Source organism: Salinivibrio sp. ML323 (genome assembly GCF_001995745.1).
In the GTDB taxonomy this organism is placed as follows: domain Bacteria; phylum Pseudomonadota; class Gammaproteobacteria; order Enterobacterales; family Vibrionaceae; genus Salinivibrio; species Salinivibrio kushneri.
Genome location: NZ_MUES01000019.1, coordinates 1 through 14508, shown reverse-complemented (window position 1 = coordinate 14508; position 14508 = coordinate 1). Strand labels below are relative to the sequence as shown.

At 51.4% G+C, this 14508-nt stretch carries 13 protein-coding genes; 7 read left to right on the top strand and 6 right to left on the bottom strand.

The window, feature by feature from the left end; all coding sequences use genetic code 11:
• Nucleotides 1–354 precede the first annotated feature (354 nt).
• The 6 genes from glnA (at nt 355) to add (ending at nt 8743) form a co-directional block, all read left to right on the top strand.
• Entirely contained in the window at nt 355–1764 is a 1410-nt protein-coding gene (gene glnA / locus BZG13_RS11010) for a glutamate--ammonia ligase (RefSeq protein WP_069360794.1), read from the top strand.
• Between the two features lie 112 nt (nt 1765–1876).
• Nucleotides 1877–2416 carry a DUF4124 domain-containing protein gene (locus BZG13_RS11005; protein ID WP_077486656.1) on the top strand — a complete coding sequence of 180 codons (540 nt, stop codon included), beginning with the start codon at nt 1877–1879 and terminating at the stop codon, nt 2414–2416.
• Between the two features lie 109 nt (nt 2417–2525).
• The gene (gene glnL / locus BZG13_RS11000; protein ID WP_077457387.1) at nt 2526–3590 is read left to right on the top strand and encodes a nitrogen regulation protein NR(II); all 1065 of its coding nucleotides are present in this window, start codon (nt 2526–2528) and stop codon (nt 3588–3590) included.
• Nucleotides 3583–4992 carry a nitrogen regulation protein NR(I) gene (glnG, locus tag BZG13_RS10995; RefSeq protein WP_077457389.1) on the top strand — a complete coding sequence of 470 codons (1410 nt, stop codon included), beginning with the start codon at nt 3583–3585 and terminating at the stop codon, nt 4990–4992. Before glnL ends, glnG begins: the two co-directional genes overlap by 8 nt.
• Nucleotides 4993–5103: 111 nt before the next feature.
• Nucleotides 5104–7656, top strand: a complete 2553-nt coding sequence (locus tag BZG13_RS10990) for a bifunctional diguanylate cyclase/phosphodiesterase (RefSeq protein ID WP_077486655.1) — start codon at nt 5104–5106, stop codon at nt 7654–7656.
• 85 nt (nt 7657–7741) lie between these two features.
• Complete coding sequence (gene add / locus BZG13_RS10985) at nt 7742–8743, top strand: adenosine deaminase (RefSeq protein ID WP_077486654.1); 1002 nt, start codon at nt 7742–7744, stop codon at nt 8741–8743.
• 67 nt (nt 8744–8810) lie between these two features.
• Here the strand turns inward: add and hemN are convergent, their stop codons facing one another.
• The 5 genes from hemN to BZG13_RS10960 form a co-directional block, all read right to left on the bottom strand.
• The gene (gene hemN, locus BZG13_RS10980) at nt 8811–10184 is read right to left on the bottom strand and encodes an oxygen-independent coproporphyrinogen III oxidase (protein ID WP_069360788.1); all 1374 of its coding nucleotides are present in this window, start codon (nt 10182–10184) and stop codon (nt 8811–8813) included.
• A gap of 200 nt (nt 10185–10384) precedes the next feature.
• Complete coding sequence (locus BZG13_RS10975) at nt 10385–10879, bottom strand: DUF2489 domain-containing protein (protein WP_198935521.1); 495 nt, start codon at nt 10877–10879, stop codon at nt 10385–10387.
• A gap of 13 nt (nt 10880–10892) precedes the next feature.
• The gene (gene yihI / locus BZG13_RS10970; protein ID WP_069360786.1) at nt 10893–11378 is read right to left on the bottom strand and encodes a Der GTPase-activating protein YihI; all 486 of its coding nucleotides are present in this window, start codon (nt 11376–11378) and stop codon (nt 10893–10895) included.
• Nucleotides 11375–12016: a class I SAM-dependent methyltransferase gene (locus BZG13_RS10965; RefSeq protein ID WP_077486652.1), complete on the bottom strand. Its 642-nt coding sequence runs from the start codon at nt 12014–12016 to the stop codon at nt 11375–11377. The genes yihI and BZG13_RS10965 overlap by 4 nt, the downstream gene beginning before the upstream one ends.
• 668 nt (nt 12017–12684) lie before the next feature.
• Nucleotides 12685–13302: a c-type cytochrome gene (locus tag BZG13_RS10960; protein WP_077457399.1), complete on the bottom strand. Its 618-nt coding sequence runs from the start codon at nt 13300–13302 to the stop codon at nt 12685–12687.
• A 149-nt stretch (nt 13303–13451) separates the two neighbouring features.
• On the opposite strand from BZG13_RS10960, the gene yihA reads away from it, so the two are divergent.
• Entirely contained in the window at nt 13452–14093 is a 642-nt protein-coding gene (gene yihA, locus BZG13_RS10955; protein ID WP_077486651.1) for a ribosome biogenesis GTP-binding protein YihA/YsxC, read from the top strand.
• A 310-nt stretch (nt 14094–14403) separates the two neighbouring features.
• On the opposite strand, the gene BZG13_RS15670 is transcribed toward yihA, so the two are convergent.
• Nucleotides 14404–14451 (bottom strand): hypothetical protein, encoded by a 48-nt coding sequence (locus tag BZG13_RS15670; RefSeq protein WP_438616993.1) that lies wholly within the window; start codon nt 14449–14451, stop codon nt 14404–14406.
• Nucleotides 14452–14508: the final 57 nt, after the last annotated feature.

Below are 14508 nucleotides of genomic sequence, written 5' to 3'. Positions count from 1 at the left end.
ACCCGGGCACAACTGGTTATTTATTGTGCAAATACAAGGATTCATCGTGATTGGGGAAAAAATGAATTTTTAAAGACCGCCCACACTCTTGTCATGCAATGTCTGCTACAAAGAGGGGCGACGCATGCACGCATCTCGTGCAAAGCGACGCACCGTCTTTGCCCCTTGCACCAGATGCGATCAAAGGCGCACCATAATGGTGCAAACTGCACGCTTTTGAACAAGGCTGCACACGATTTTATCGCGTTAAACGCCGTTTGGCGCGGTTTAAAATTGTTGGCACGGTTTTCGCTTTGTCATGCAGCAAGGAGCCAACGCGCTATTTACTCAATTTGACACCGGAGGTTATTTCACATGTCAGTAGAAAACGTGCTCGCACTGATCCAAGAAAACGAGGTGAAATTCATCGACCTGCGCTTTACCGATACCAAAGGTAAAGAGCAACATGTTTCTATTCCCTCGCATCAAATTGATGATGACTTCTTTGAAGAAGGCAAAATGTTTGATGGCTCATCGGTTGCGGGCTGGAAAGGCATTAATGAATCAGACATGGTGATGATGCCAGACGCCAGTTCGGCCGTGCTTGACCCCTTTACCGAGGAAAGCACCCTGAATATCCGTTGTGACATTCTCGAGCCCTCAACCATGCAAGGCTACGACCGCGATCCTCGCTCGATTGCTAAACGTGCAGAAGATTACATGCGCGCATCTGGCATCGCCGACACCGTATTGATCGGTCCTGAACCAGAGTTCTTCTTATTCGATGACGTTAAATTTGCCACCGATATGGCCGGCTCGTTCTATAAAATTGACGACGTCGAGGCAAGCTGGAACTCAGGTACCGCCCTCGAAGGGGGAAACAAAGGTCACCGTCCAGGCGTAAAAGGCGGCTACTTCCCGGTTGCCCCCGTTGACTCATCACAAGACATCCGCTCTGCCATGTCATTAGTGATGGAAGAAATGGGCCTAGTAGTTGAAGCGCACCACCACGAGGTGGCGACAGCAGGTCAGAATGAAATTGCTACCCGTTTCAACACCTTGACCACCAAAGCCGACGAAATCCAAATCTACAAATACGTGGTGCATAACGTTGCGCACGCCTTTGGTAAAACGGCAACCTTTATGCCTAAGCCACTGGTTGGTGACAACGGCTCAGGGATGCACGTCCACCAGTCGCTTGCCAAAGATGGGCAAAACCTGTTTGCCGGTGATAAATATGGCGGCTTGTCTGAAACCGCGCTGTATTATATTGGCGGTGTCATCAAACACGCACGTGCGATCAACGCCTTCGCCAACGCCTCAACCAACTCGTATAAGCGTCTGGTCCCAGGCTTTGAAGCGCCGGTTATGTTGGCTTACTCGGCACGTAACCGCTCAGCATCAATCCGTATCCCAGTGGTGCCGAGCCCGAAAGCTCGCCGTATTGAGCTGCGCTTTGCCGATCCAACGGCCAACCCGTATCTCTGCTTCGCCGCCATGCTAATGGCTGGCCTCGACGGGATTAAAAACAAGATCCACCCTGGCGATGCCATGGATAAAGACTTGTACGACTTGCCTGCAGAAGAAGCAGCGGAAATCCCAACCGTCGCGGAGTCCCTTAAAGAGGCACTACAGGCCCTTGACGATGACCGCGAGTTCCTAACCGCTGGTGGTGTGTTCTCGGATGACTTCATTGACTCTTACATCGCGCTGAAGGGCGAAGATGTTGAGCGTATCCAAATGACCACCCATCCCGTGGAATTCGAGCTGTACTACTCGGTATAAGCGCGCAAACAACCCAAATTGTAGCCCACCTCGCAGGTGGGCTTTTTTGTGCTTTTTACCCGCGCCATCTCGCTTATCATTGCCACTATCTGCAGATAAAAAAGGGGAAGCGATGCGCTGGCTAACCATTATCGTGCTCGGCCTCACTGTCACCTGCCAGGCTGGCACGGTTTACCAATGGCAGGATCAAAACGGACAATGGCATATTAGTGATCAGCCTCCCAACGCGCCCCACCAAGTGCGCCATTACGCGCCCTCGCCGGTATCGCCACCGTTAACGCAACCGCCGCAGACACCCCCCACGCCCACACATCAATCAAACGTGACGATCACACTGGTTCACCCCAGTGATGGCGCGACGTTGCGCAGCAACCCCGGCAAGGTTTCCGTAAAAGCCATTCTGGCCCCGGCGGCTTCCCCAAGCGACCACGTGCAGCTGGTGATGGACGGTCAACCCGTTCAGGCTCACCCTGAGCAAACGCGCAGCGCCTCACAGCTCACACTGCAATGGCACCTCGGCCCGGTAGACAGAGGCACCCATCGCTTTAAAGTGCGCGTTTTAAAAAACGRCAAGATAATTGCATCGTCCTCTGAACATCAGGTGTATTTGCATCGCGCCCACGTGAATCAGCCACATCGCGCGCATGATTAACCCACGACAACGCCGATGCATTCACAAACCCAGCAGTGCAAGCTGCATCAAGCAAGGATCTCGATTACACTCAATGCACCAAATCAGTGCAAACAAGGACGCAACACGGATGGCACCCGCTCAACTGTTCGACCACCTCCTCACCGCCATTATTGTGGTGGATAGCCAATGGCGTATTCAGTACGTCAACGCGGCCGCCGAGCAGCTGATGCATCAAAGTGCCAGGCGCTTGCTGACGCGGCCGCTCACCGAGCAAATTCAGCACGCCAGCGTCGACTGGGCACAAATTGCCAACACCACACGGGCGGGGCAGAGCTTGACGGACAGTGATGTGACCTGGGTGGTGGACGGTCAGCCACAAAAGGTACAACTCAGTGCCAGTCCGCTATTTGATCAAGAGGACGAAGGGCGGCTGCTACTGGAAGTGAATGTGGTCAGCCAACAGCAAAGGATCAGTAAGGAGCTGACCCAAAAAGCACAACAACAAGCGGCAAAAGAGTTGGTACGCGGCTTGGCGCATGAAATAAAAAACCCTCTTGGCGGCTTACGCGGCGCGGCACAGCTGCTAGAAAAGATGCTGCCTGATGCGAGCTTAGCGGAATATACGCAAATTATTATCGAGCAAGCCGACCGATTGCGAAACTTAGTCGACCGTTTACTGGGACCACAGCGTCCTGGGTTGCGCCAACGACAAAATATTCACGTGGTATTGGAAAAAGTCCGCCAATTGATCAGCCTCGATAACCACGAAGGCATCCAGATCATTCGCGATTATGATCCCAGCTTACCTGATTTTGAGATGGATCCTGAGCAGCTGGAGCAAGCGATTCTCAACGTCGCCACTAATGCGGCGGATGCGATAAGTGGTCAGCCAAACGCGCGGCTCACCTTGCGCACGCGCACGGGCTTTCAAACCGTGATCCATGGCGAGCGTCACCGGGTGGTCGCGCAAATTGAAATCATCGATAATGGGCCCGGGATCGCGCCGCATCTGCAAGACACCTTGTTCTACCCCATGGTCACCAGCAAGGCTGACGGCAATGGGCTTGGACTCGCCATCACTCATCATTTAATCGATCAGCATCAAGGGAAAATTGACGTGAATAGCTGGCCAGGCCATACCTGCTTCACCATCCAATTGCCAATCATAGAAAAGGACACGCCACATGAGTAAAGGGACCATTTGGATTGTTGATGATGACAGCTCTATTCGTTGGGTGATGGAGCGCACCCTCAGTGCTGCCGGCCTCACCTGCGATACGTTTAGCAATGCTGAAAATGTACTCAGTGCCCTGCATGAACGTCGCCCTGATGTGTTGGTCTCCGATATTCGCATGCCAGGTAGCGATGGGCTGGCGCTGCTAAAAGCGGTACATGAGCAACATCCTGACTTACCCGTGATCATCATGACCGCGCACTCGGATTTAGATGCCGCGGTCAACGCCTACCAAAAAGGCGCGTTTGAATACCTGCCCAAGCCGTTCGATATTGATGAAGCGCTGGCCCTGGTTGAGCGCGCGCTGGCCCACTATAAAGAGCAGCAAAAGCAACAAACGTCACGACAGCCGCAAACACAGACACCCGAGATCATCGGCGAGGCTCCCGCGATGCAAGAAGTGTTTCGCGCCATTGGCCGGCTGTCACGCTCCTCGATTTCGGTATTAATCAATGGTGAGTCGGGTACAGGTAAGGAGCTGGTCGCCCAAGCGCTACATCGTCATAGTCCGCGGACCAATCAAGCCTTTATCGCTCTGAATATGGCCGCCATTCCCAAAGATTTGATTGAATCTGAGCTGTTTGGTCATGAAAAAGGGGCGTTTACGGGGGCCAATGCGGTCAGGCAAGGACGCTTTGAGCAAGCCAATGGCGGCACCCTCTTTTTGGATGAAATTGGCGATATGCCATTGGATGTGCAAACGCGTTTACTGCGTGTGCTGGCGGATGGTCAATTCTATCGGGTCGGCGGTCACGCGGCGGTCGATGTGGATGTGCGCATTATCGCTGCGACCCACCAAGATCTTGAACGCTTGGTGACAGAAGGCAGTTTCCGAGACGACTTGTTTCACCGCTTGAACGTGATCCGCGTTCATCTACCCTCACTCAAAGACAGGCGCCAAGATATTCCCCAGCTGTGTCAGCATTTTCTTGCCCGCGCGGCCAAAGAGCTAGATGTCGAAGCCAAGCAACTCCACCCAGACACAGAAACCATGATGAGCCAGTTACCTTGGCCGGGTAACGTCCGCCAGCTAGAAAACACCTGCCGCTGGCTGACCGTGATGGCCAGCAGTAAGGAGGTGCTGCCCTCCGATCTCCCAAGGGAGCTGCTCAACCAGCCCAGCGCTATGACCGACAATGAAGCCCATGATTGGCAGCAGGCTCTCACGCATTGGGCGCAAGATGCGATAACACAAGGACAACATGGTATTTTGCAACAAGCGCTCCCCAGTGTTGAACGCATCTTGTTACAATCGGCGCTCAAGCACACGCATGGTCACAAACAAGAGGCAGCTAAAATTTTAGGGTGGGGGCGTAATACCCTGACACGTAAACTCAAAGAGCTAAATATTGAGTCGTAACTCATTATTGAAACTGACACTCTTTGAACCTCTGCTAAATTTAAGTAAAGAGATTGAGGTAAAATCCAACAATCGTGTTGTTTTTTTTATAAGAGTAAAGTTGTTGTCCTGATGAGAAACGTACGCCCATTGTCAATACGCGCTGCCGTGATGCTTCCCGTGTTTCTCGTCCTAACACTCACGCTGGTCGTGATCATTATTACCATCAACAACCACTATCGCGCCAGCTCGCAATTTGTCGGCAAGTTATTACTCGAAGACTACTCCGTCGGTATTGAGCGAGACTTGCGCCAGTATCTTGCTCACCCCTTTAATGCCAACATCTTTGTCGCCGACAGCCTAGCCGCCCGGCTTGGCGATGCGCCAATGACTGACGCAGGGCTGCGTGATTATCTTCTCAATAGCTACACCTCCCTCTACCAAGCCATGCCTTACATGCAGGTATTAAGCATTGGCGTCGATGCCGAGGGCGAGTATTTTGGCTATCGTAAAAGCCAAGCTGGTCAGTATATCTTGATGGAGCAAAGTGACGCGACCCAGGGTACGCTGCGTATTTTTGATGGCCGCACGCCAAACGCTAACGTCATTTATCAAGACAACCACTACGATCCACGCATCCGACCATGGTACATTCCTGCTTTCAATCGCGAGCAGCCGCGCTGGACCGACATTTACCGTGATGCCGATGAAGTCGGCGAAGTCTCCTTATCGGCGATTGCCCCGGTAATGGTCGACGATAATGTGTGGGGCGTGGTCGCCAGCGACATCAAGCTCAATGCGTTTAATCGCTTCTTAAGTGAGCGGCAACAAAAACTTGGGGGGGCATTATTTATTGTCGACGATGAGGGTCGGATGATCGCCCACAGTGGCCAAGAGAGCCCCAGCAATATCTTGCATTTTCCCGATATTAGCCATAACCCAGTCCTCGATAATACCATTAGTCAGGTCGCAAACGCGTGGCCGCCCGAACCCGGCCGTTTAGGCAAGCCCTTTAGTTTCAATATTGCCGACAAGGGCCATTTTTATGGCACCATTAAACAAGTGGCGATGCCCGCTCCCTTTCAGCATCAATGGTATGTAGTGGTCGCACTGCCCGACCAGCTACTGTTAAAAAACCTGCTAAGCCAGCAAGAGATCAGCATTTATCTGGTGGTAACCATGGCACTGATCGGGCTTGCGGTGGTGTATTTCATTATACGCCAACTGACTCGCCCATTGAGAGACACCGCTGAAGCGGCAGCCAAACTGGCATCGGGCAACTTGACTTACCGCATCAATACGCCCGCAAGCCTGCGGGAAATCTCGATACTCAAAGAAGCATTTAACAACATGTCGGTCAAGTTACAGCAGTCGTTCAATGCACTGCGCCAACAAGTCCGTCAAGATAACCTCACGCAACTCTATACGCGTGAAGGCTTGATTGAACAGGCTGCTGGCTTGCGCTATCACGCCCCCAATACCTTGGTGATTTTGGGGATCAACGGCTTTCGCAACATTAATGATAGCCTTGGACAAGAAGGCGGGGACACGCTTTTATGCGCGATCGCCGATCGACTCAGCGCCCTCTCCGATGGCTCTGGGATGCTACTGGCACGCGTGCGTGGCGATGAGTTCGCCGTTCTCGCGCCCAATACCACCAACCGCACGCAATCAGAGGCATTGGTCGATCAGTTGCTGAGTTTGTTTAAGCGCCCTGTCACCATTGGCAACGATGATGTTTTGGTCGACGCGTGTGCGGGGGTCGTCTTTGGCTACACCTTTGGCGATGCCATTTACGAAGGCCTTGATCACGCCGGTCTCGCATTGAGCGAAGCCAAACGCAGTGAAACAGCGATGTATGTGTACTTTGAAGCCAATATGCAGGCACGGATTCAAGAGCAATCAAGGCTCCTCCTCGAGCTTCATCACGCCGTACAGCATCATCAATTTGAGGTGTTTTACCAACCCTTTGTCCGCTTGCTTGATGGCCGCTTCTGCGGCGCGGAAGCCTTGGTGCGCTGGCGCCACCCTACGCGTGGCATGGTCTCCCCGGCCGATTTTATTCCCGTCGCCGAGCAAAGTGGCTTGATCAATCAAATCGGCATGCAGGTACTCGAGCAAGCCGCTTATGACACCGTGGCGCAGATTCAAAAAGGCTTGTGGCCAGCCAATTATCAGCTGCACGTGAATTTATCCGCACGTCAGCTACTGTCGGCCGACTTTATCGACAAACTGCAAAGCGTGCTGGATCGTACCCAACTGCCAGCGGAGAATTTAACCTTGGAGATCACTGAGTCACAGCTGATGAGTCATGAGCACTTGGCGACCTCAGGGTTAACCAAAATCCGCGCGCTGGGAATTAAAATTGCTATCGATGACTTTGGTACCGGCTATTCATCGTTGGCATACCTTCACCAAATGGCGTTTGACAGCCTTAAGATTGATCGCAGCTTCGTTCACTCGATGACCGAAAACAGCACTAACCAGCGCATCATTGAAGCCGTGGTTGCCATGACACGCGGTATGGATGTGCACCTGGTGGCCGAGGGCATAGAAACCCAGGAAGAAGCCGAACGGCTACGTGACATTGGTTGCCACTTTGCACAAGGCTTCTTGTTTGCTAAACCCCTCCCCTTGGCGGAACAACCAACAGAACGGGTAACGGATAAGCTCCCCACGCGATAGCTGTCACGCCATCGACACACTGACTACTGACGATAAGAGAGTCACTCGCTATACTGAGCCCCAACTCACCTGCTGGGAACCGATGATGATAACAAAAGACTTACCCGTGACAGATTTGCACCGTCACTTGGACGGCAATATTCGTATCGAGACCATTTTGGCGCTAGGGCAAAAATTTGCGATGCCACTACCCGCTACCGATATCGAGTCACTGCGCCCACATGTGCAGGTGGTCAAGAACGAACCCGATTTAGTGGCGTTCCTGTCTAAGCTCGATTGGGGCGTAGCCGTATTAGGGGATTTAGATGCCGTTCGCCGCGTCGCCTACGAAAACGTAGAAGATGCCTTAAACGCGCAAATTGATTATGCCGAGCTGCGCTTTTCGCCCTACTACATGGCGCTGAAGCACCAATTACCACTAGAAGGCGTGGTCGAAGCCGTGGTCGATGGTGTACAGGCGGGTAGCCGCGACTTTGGCGTGAAAACCAACTTGATTGGCATCATGAGCCGTACCTTCGGCACAAAAGCCTGTATGGCCGAGCTGGATGCACTACTGACACAGAAATCACACTTAGTGGCCATCGATCTGGCCGGTGATGAGCTGGGCCAACCGGGTGACCAATTCACCGAGCACTTTGCCAAAGTGCGGGCCAGCGACCTGCAAGTGACCGTGCACGCTGGCGAAGCCGCTGGCGCCGCCAGTATGTGGCAAGYAATCAACGAACTCGGCGCCACCCGAATCGGACATGGAGTTAAAGCAATTGAGGATCCAGCGCTGATGGATTACTTGGCGAAACACCAGATAGGTATCGAAACTTGCCTGACGTCAAACATCCAAACCAGCACCATTGCTGATCTCGCGCAGCACCCGGTGCGTCAATTCCTCGACCATGACATTCTGGCCTCGTTAAATACTGACGATCCAGCCGTGGAAGGGATTGAATTACCCTATGAATATGAAGTCGCTGCCCCTGCCGCGGGCTTAACGTCGGCGCAAATCACCACATTGCAAGAAAATGGCCTTTCGATTGCTTTCTTGTCTGATAGTGAGAAAGCCGCACTGAAAGCCCACGCGGCAACACGCTAGGTCGTCGTCGCGCCACTCCACGCGAGCCTCACGCCGTAAAAAGCCGCCATTTGGCGGTTTTTTTAGGTTAAATCACCCGCGAAAACTGTTGCTGACGCGCTCTATCTCGCAAATAAACATCAAAGCTCATACAGATATTGCGGATCAGCATACGGCCCGTTTTGGTCACTGAAATCGTTTTATCAGTCACCCGGACCAAGTCATCATCGATAAAGCACTGTAGTAACGCCAGATCCTCAGCAAAATACTGATCAAAATCTATCTGGTAACGTGTCGCAATGTCCGCTTTCTCTAGGGTGAAATTACACATCAGCGCTTTAATCACATCACGACGAATGCGATCATCCGGCTCAAGCATCACGCCTTTGAATAGGGCATGGCGCTCGGCATCCACTTGCTGATAATACGCTTTCATCTCTTTTTGATTCTGCGCGTAACAATCACCAATCATCGAAATCGCCGACACCCCGAGCCCGAGCAGATCACAGTCACCTTGGGTGGTATAGCCTTGGAAGTTGCGATGTAAACGCCCTTCACGCTGCGCCACCGCCAGCTCATCATCAGGCAGAGCAAAATGATCCATGCCGATAAACTGATAGCCAGCCCCCGTCAACGTATTGATGGTGTCTTGCAACATGGTGAGCTTGGCGTCCGGTGAGGGTAAATCCTCTTCTTTGATTTTGCGCTGCGCCGCGAACAAGTTGGGCAAATGCGCGTAATTAAACACTGAGAGTCGACCCGGACGCATGGTAAGGACTTGCTCAAGCGTATTGGCAAACCCCTCTGGCGATTGGCTGGGCAAGCCATAAATCAAATCGAGATTGGTGGAGCGGAAGCCCAGTTCGCGGGCACGTTCAACCAAGGCGTGAATAAAGTCTTCATCTTGCTCTCGGTTCACCAGCTGTTGCACTTTTTTATCAAAGTCCTGCACCCCAATACTGATACGATTGAAGCCTTCATCGCGGAGATGATCGAGCATATCGAGTGGAATTTCGCGCGGATCGACCTCGATGCTGATCTCAGCCTCGTCTTCAAAGTCGAACTCTTGGCGTAGCAAGTGCATTAAGCGAGAAATTTGCGCTTTAGTGAGAAACGTCGGGGTGCCTCCGCCCCAATGCAGTTGCGTCACACGACGTGAGCCAAGTAAAAATGCACGCTGACGGATCTCGTGCTCAAGCGCATCCAGATACTCATCCGCCTTATGCTGGTGCCGTGTCACCACTTTATTGCAGCCACAGTAATAGCAAAGTTTGTGGCAAAACGGGATATGCACATACAACGACAACGGGCGCTCAGGATACTGGCTACACGCCATATCAAATTCCGCGGGCGCAAACGCCTCATGAAATTCGAGTGCCGTCGGGTACGACGTATAACGGGGCCCTGAATAGTTGTACTTATTGATAAGGGCTTGATCCCAAATGATTTGTGGTGATGACATGGCTTACATTCCGCAAAAGCGCTTAGGAAAGGAGTAACAGCGTCTAGTGTGCCACAGCCTTAAGTCAGGTGTTTAGCACTACCCGCACTGATGTTGCGAAAGTGTCGGCGAGATCGATTTTCGCCTAATAATTATAAGGGTATTGGGACAAAATGACAGTGGAAAGCAGCTGTTATCGGCTGCTTTCCAGGCAGTCACACTCAGTGTGTCAGGATATGATCAGGGATGTGGCGACCCCCAGTAAAGGCAAGAATGTCTGAGAGCTCCACTTTTATTGCCTCTTCCAGACGCGCTTCATGTTTGGCTCGGTCTAAGTCGAGTCGCATGCGCTCATTCTTTTTCAGCCCCTTTCTTGCCTCACCACGAGGGGTATCTTTTACCGCCTCATACAATTCAAACAAGGCCGGATAGCGGCTATCAAACTCAACCCGCTTATCGCCTTGTAGGTGATCCATGATCATGTAAAGACGGATCGCGGCCTCCGACAAGTCGCATTGATTCTGCAGTGCGGCAAACGCAATCACATCAACGCTCTCAATGATTTTATCATTGCGTTGGTTGATCGCTGCCTCTTTCATCTCGGCTTGCCATTTGGTTTGTCGCTTTAGCTTCGCCAGCAATACGCCTGCATACACCGACAACGCCAAAATAATCAGCGCCCCAAGTCCTGCCAATATCCAGATCCACTCCTGCACCAGTTACTCCTTGTTAATCATCCTGTTGCTCAAATTTAGCCAGCAGGTCATCGTCATCATTCAACTCATTGTCGTCGGTCAGCAGGCCCAGTTTATCCATCAGCACTTCAATCCGATCCAGCTTTTCATCCACGTAAGCTTGCAAGCCCGCGCCCAACTTCTCACCATTTTCGATGCGATCCAGCAACACGTTCAGTTGTGGGTCTTGCTCAAGCTTTGCAAGCTCTTGCTCTGGCGTGAGTTTGGGTTGCTTCGGTTTTTCTGCATCCGTACCCAATGGGATCGGCTTTTTACTGCCAATGCGCGGGTCTTTTTTACCACCGCTGCGACGCACTTGCTTGTTGTCTTCTTCTGAATGACGCGAGCCGGCTTTCTTGCCCTTACGCTTTTTCTGCTTTTTCAGCATTCGCGCAATGCGGTCTTGCTCGTTCTGGTTTTTATCTACGTATTGCGCCGGGCCTTCCGATCCTACGCGGCGCGTTTTCTTTTTACGCGTCATGTCTGTGGTTTCCTCATTAAAATTACGTCGTTGCCAATAAACGTGAGCGCCAAGCCAGCTTGGTGAGCTAAAAACTGGAACGTATGGCGACTAAAAAAGCTAACGTGAGTCAGATCGTTCTTATAGTGCCAGCGTGAAAAAGCATCTGGATCCTTAACCAGTTTGGTCATAATCCCCAAATAGCCGCCCGGTTTAAGCATTGAGAGCCATTGATGCCACTGCGCCTTCGGCCAATAAAAATGCTCGATCGCCTCCGTACAGGTAATAAAGTCATAGCATTCATCCAGTACGTCGGTTTGTGGCGCATAGAAGGGATCATAGCAGGCCACATCATGCCCTGCGTCTCGCAACATACTCGCCAACACGGGCCCTGGACCACAGCCAAAGTCTAGCCCGCTCGCAGGCACCGCCAATCGCGCCAGCAAGGGTGTGGCTAAACGCGATAAAAAGCGCTGGTAGCCTTGGTCCTCCAGGTGATTTTGGTGCAAATCATAAATGGCCTTTTCGTCCTCGGGCGCAAGCAGCGTTTGGCGATCAACAAATACCAACGCGCAATCCGTGCATTGAAAGTACGCACGGCGTTTGTCGGTATGATAAAGATGGGTTGTTGTGTGCTCACATAAAGGGCAGTGCTGCATATCATTCATCTATGCCAAAGGCTGGCGCGAATGTAGCAGAAAGTGGGTCAATAAAAAAGCGACAGGCATAAAGCCTGTCGCGTATCGCGCTTGCGATAATAAGCGGATCGTGTCCGTCCTGGTACTGGGTTCATCCCTGATAAATGGCGCTTAGCGTCTTAGTATCAACATCCTGTCATTGTGGGTAGCATGCCTGCCTATCCGTCGCTTCCTGCGCCCTTGTCGCTCGACACCCACTACACATCCTGTGTCACGTCATCCTTGTGCGCCAACCTTGGCAACATCCACATCCTGTGGTTAGACCGTCCTGGTGCTCATCTGCCTTGCTTGGCTCAGTCTCTTATCCTTAAGACCAACGTCCTGTTGATAGTGATAGCATATCGCAGTGACCGCGCTTGCCTAGAATGACCGCCAAATAAAATAAGAAGCGAAAATGGATAATGAAGGTAAAGCACTGATTTTAAGAAGATAAAAAATATATCTTTCAAAAAGTAACGTGTTTTTCTTGCTAGCAAATAGCCAATCTCTCACACACGAGGTGGCTGTTATCGCTATCGGCGTGGTGTGATGTCAAAGCACGAGCCTAGCGAGATGGTAGGGCGAATAAACGGGAGGGATAAAAACGGCGGCGTTTATCACACCACCGTTTTCGCAGAGCGGCTCGGTTATTAGTGTAGCCCGCCTAAGTAGTTAGACAGCGCGTCAATTTCTTTGTCCGTCAGTTTCGCCGCGACCGACCGCATCATTTTGTTCATATCATTATGACGCTCTCCGGCGCGGAACATTTTCAACTGACTGGCTAGGTACTTCGCAGGCTGGCCAGAAATTTTCGGGAAACCAGAAGAAGGGGTGCCGTTCCCGCGAGGACCGTGACAGGCTGTACAGGCTGCAATACCGCGCTCAGGATCACCGGCCATGTAGAGCTGGCGACCTACCTCGATTGCGCCTTCAGGCGTGGTACCAGGCTTGGGTGTTAAGGTTGCATAATACGCCGCTAAGTCTGCCATGTCCTGCTCAGAAAGCGGCGCGACCATGCCAGCCATTACAGCGTTATATCGTCCTTGCTCACCGCCGCTTTGCGCGCCGAGCTTAAATTCTTTCAGTTGTTTCTCTAGATAGTTGGCGTGCTGACCCGCCAAGTTTGGGTAATCAGGCAAAACACTGTTACCGTCAGCACCGTGACAGGCGACACAGGTATTGGATTTTGCTTTGCCCGCTTCAGCATCTCCTTGGGCCCAGACTGAAGTGCTGGCGAGGAGAGTCAATATTAGCGCTAATTTCTTCATGACATTCCGTTTATAATTATCAAGCTTCCAGTACCACTACTTAGTTACCGTCATGGTACAATTACCGATCAAAAACCGAGCACGGTTATTTTACACAAATTCACACAAAAGTAATCAGTCTACTACACCAAGACGAGACGGAGTTAACAGTGGAGCAATCACTTAATTACCGTAACACCCAGTTTGTTACCAGCGCACCCGACATTCGCCATCTTCCTGATAATACGGGGATCGAGATTGCGTTTGCTGGCCGTTCCAACGCCGGTAAGTCTAGCTCCCTTAACCGTCTTTGTGACCAAAAGAGCCTAGCAAAGACCAGTAAGACACCCGGGCGCACACAATTAATTAACCTCTTTAAGGTGGACGAAGGTTGTCATATTGTCGACCTACCCGGTTATGGTTATGCCCAAGTCCCTTTGGAAATGAAAGAGAAGTGGCAGCGTTCACTGGGAGAATATTTACAAAAACGTGATCAACTTGGCGGATTAGTGGTGTTGATGGATATTCGTCATCCGATGAAAGACTTGGATCAGCAACTGATTTACTGGGCGGTAGAGTCTCACTTGCCAGTATTGGTACTACTGACCAAAGCCGATAAGTTGAAATCAGGGGCACGTAAGCAGCAACTGATGAAAATCCGTGAAGCGTCACTGGCCTTTTGCGGCGATGTTGAGGTCGAGTTGTACTCATCGCTCAAAGGCATGGGCGTCGATAAATTACGCCGCAAGCTAGACGGCTGGTATCAACAAGATCCCTCTCCTCTTACCGACGACGCACAACCAACCGATTAACCCGCTTTAAAGGGGAAAGCCTGCCTGTCACTGACGTAGATAAAAAAAAGCCGACCCTCAATATGAGGGCCGGCGAATCTTTGTGCTTAAGCGATCTCAATCAGACCCTATAGACACATAAAGAACAAGAAGCTGTGCGCATTATAACCAAGCCCTTAGGCAAAATTAAAGTAATTGCTCTAATTTTTTTGAAAATAATGGAATAATGCGAGTCAGCAAACGATAAAAAGGCAGTGGCAGGGTGACGCCTCGCGCTGACGATTAGCCAATAAAAAAAGCCCCAGTCAGTATCCTGACTGGGGCTGCTGAATCAGCCAAATCCAATAACGTGAAACAAAAGGTCTGAAAGATAGAACATCTTACCTCTGTACCCTACGCTGTTAACTGTATATCAATCACTCAGTGTTGAAAGAAA

Bases quoted from the DNA above. Each gene is read 5' to 3' on its own strand.
- yihI (WP_069360786.1), bottom strand. From the start codon at position 11,378: ATGACGCGTAAAAAGAAAACGCGCCGCGTAGGATCGGAAGGCCCGGCG.
- glnA (WP_069360794.1), top strand. From the start codon at position 355: ATGTCAGTAGAAAACGTGCTCGCACTGATCCAAGAAAACGAGGTGAAA.
- BZG13_RS10965 (WP_077486652.1), bottom strand. From the start codon at position 12,016: ATGCAGCACTGCCCTTTATGTGAGCACACAACAACCCATCTTTATCAT.
- glnG (WP_077457389.1), top strand. From the start codon at position 3,583: ATGAGTAAAGGGACCATTTGGATTGTTGATGATGACAGCTCTATTCGT.
- BZG13_RS10990 (WP_077486655.1), top strand. From the start codon at position 5,104: ATGAGAAACGTACGCCCATTGTCAATACGCGCTGCCGTGATGCTTCCC.
- BZG13_RS10960 (WP_077457399.1), bottom strand. From the start codon at position 13,302: ATGAAGAAATTAGCGCTAATATTGACTCTCCTCGCCAGCACTTCAGTC.
- hemN (WP_069360788.1), bottom strand. From the start codon at position 10,184: ATGTCATCACCACAAATCATTTGGGATCAAGCCCTTATCAATAAGTAC.
- glnL (WP_077457387.1), top strand. From the start codon at position 2,526: ATGGCACCCGCTCAACTGTTCGACCACCTCCTCACCGCCATTATTGTG.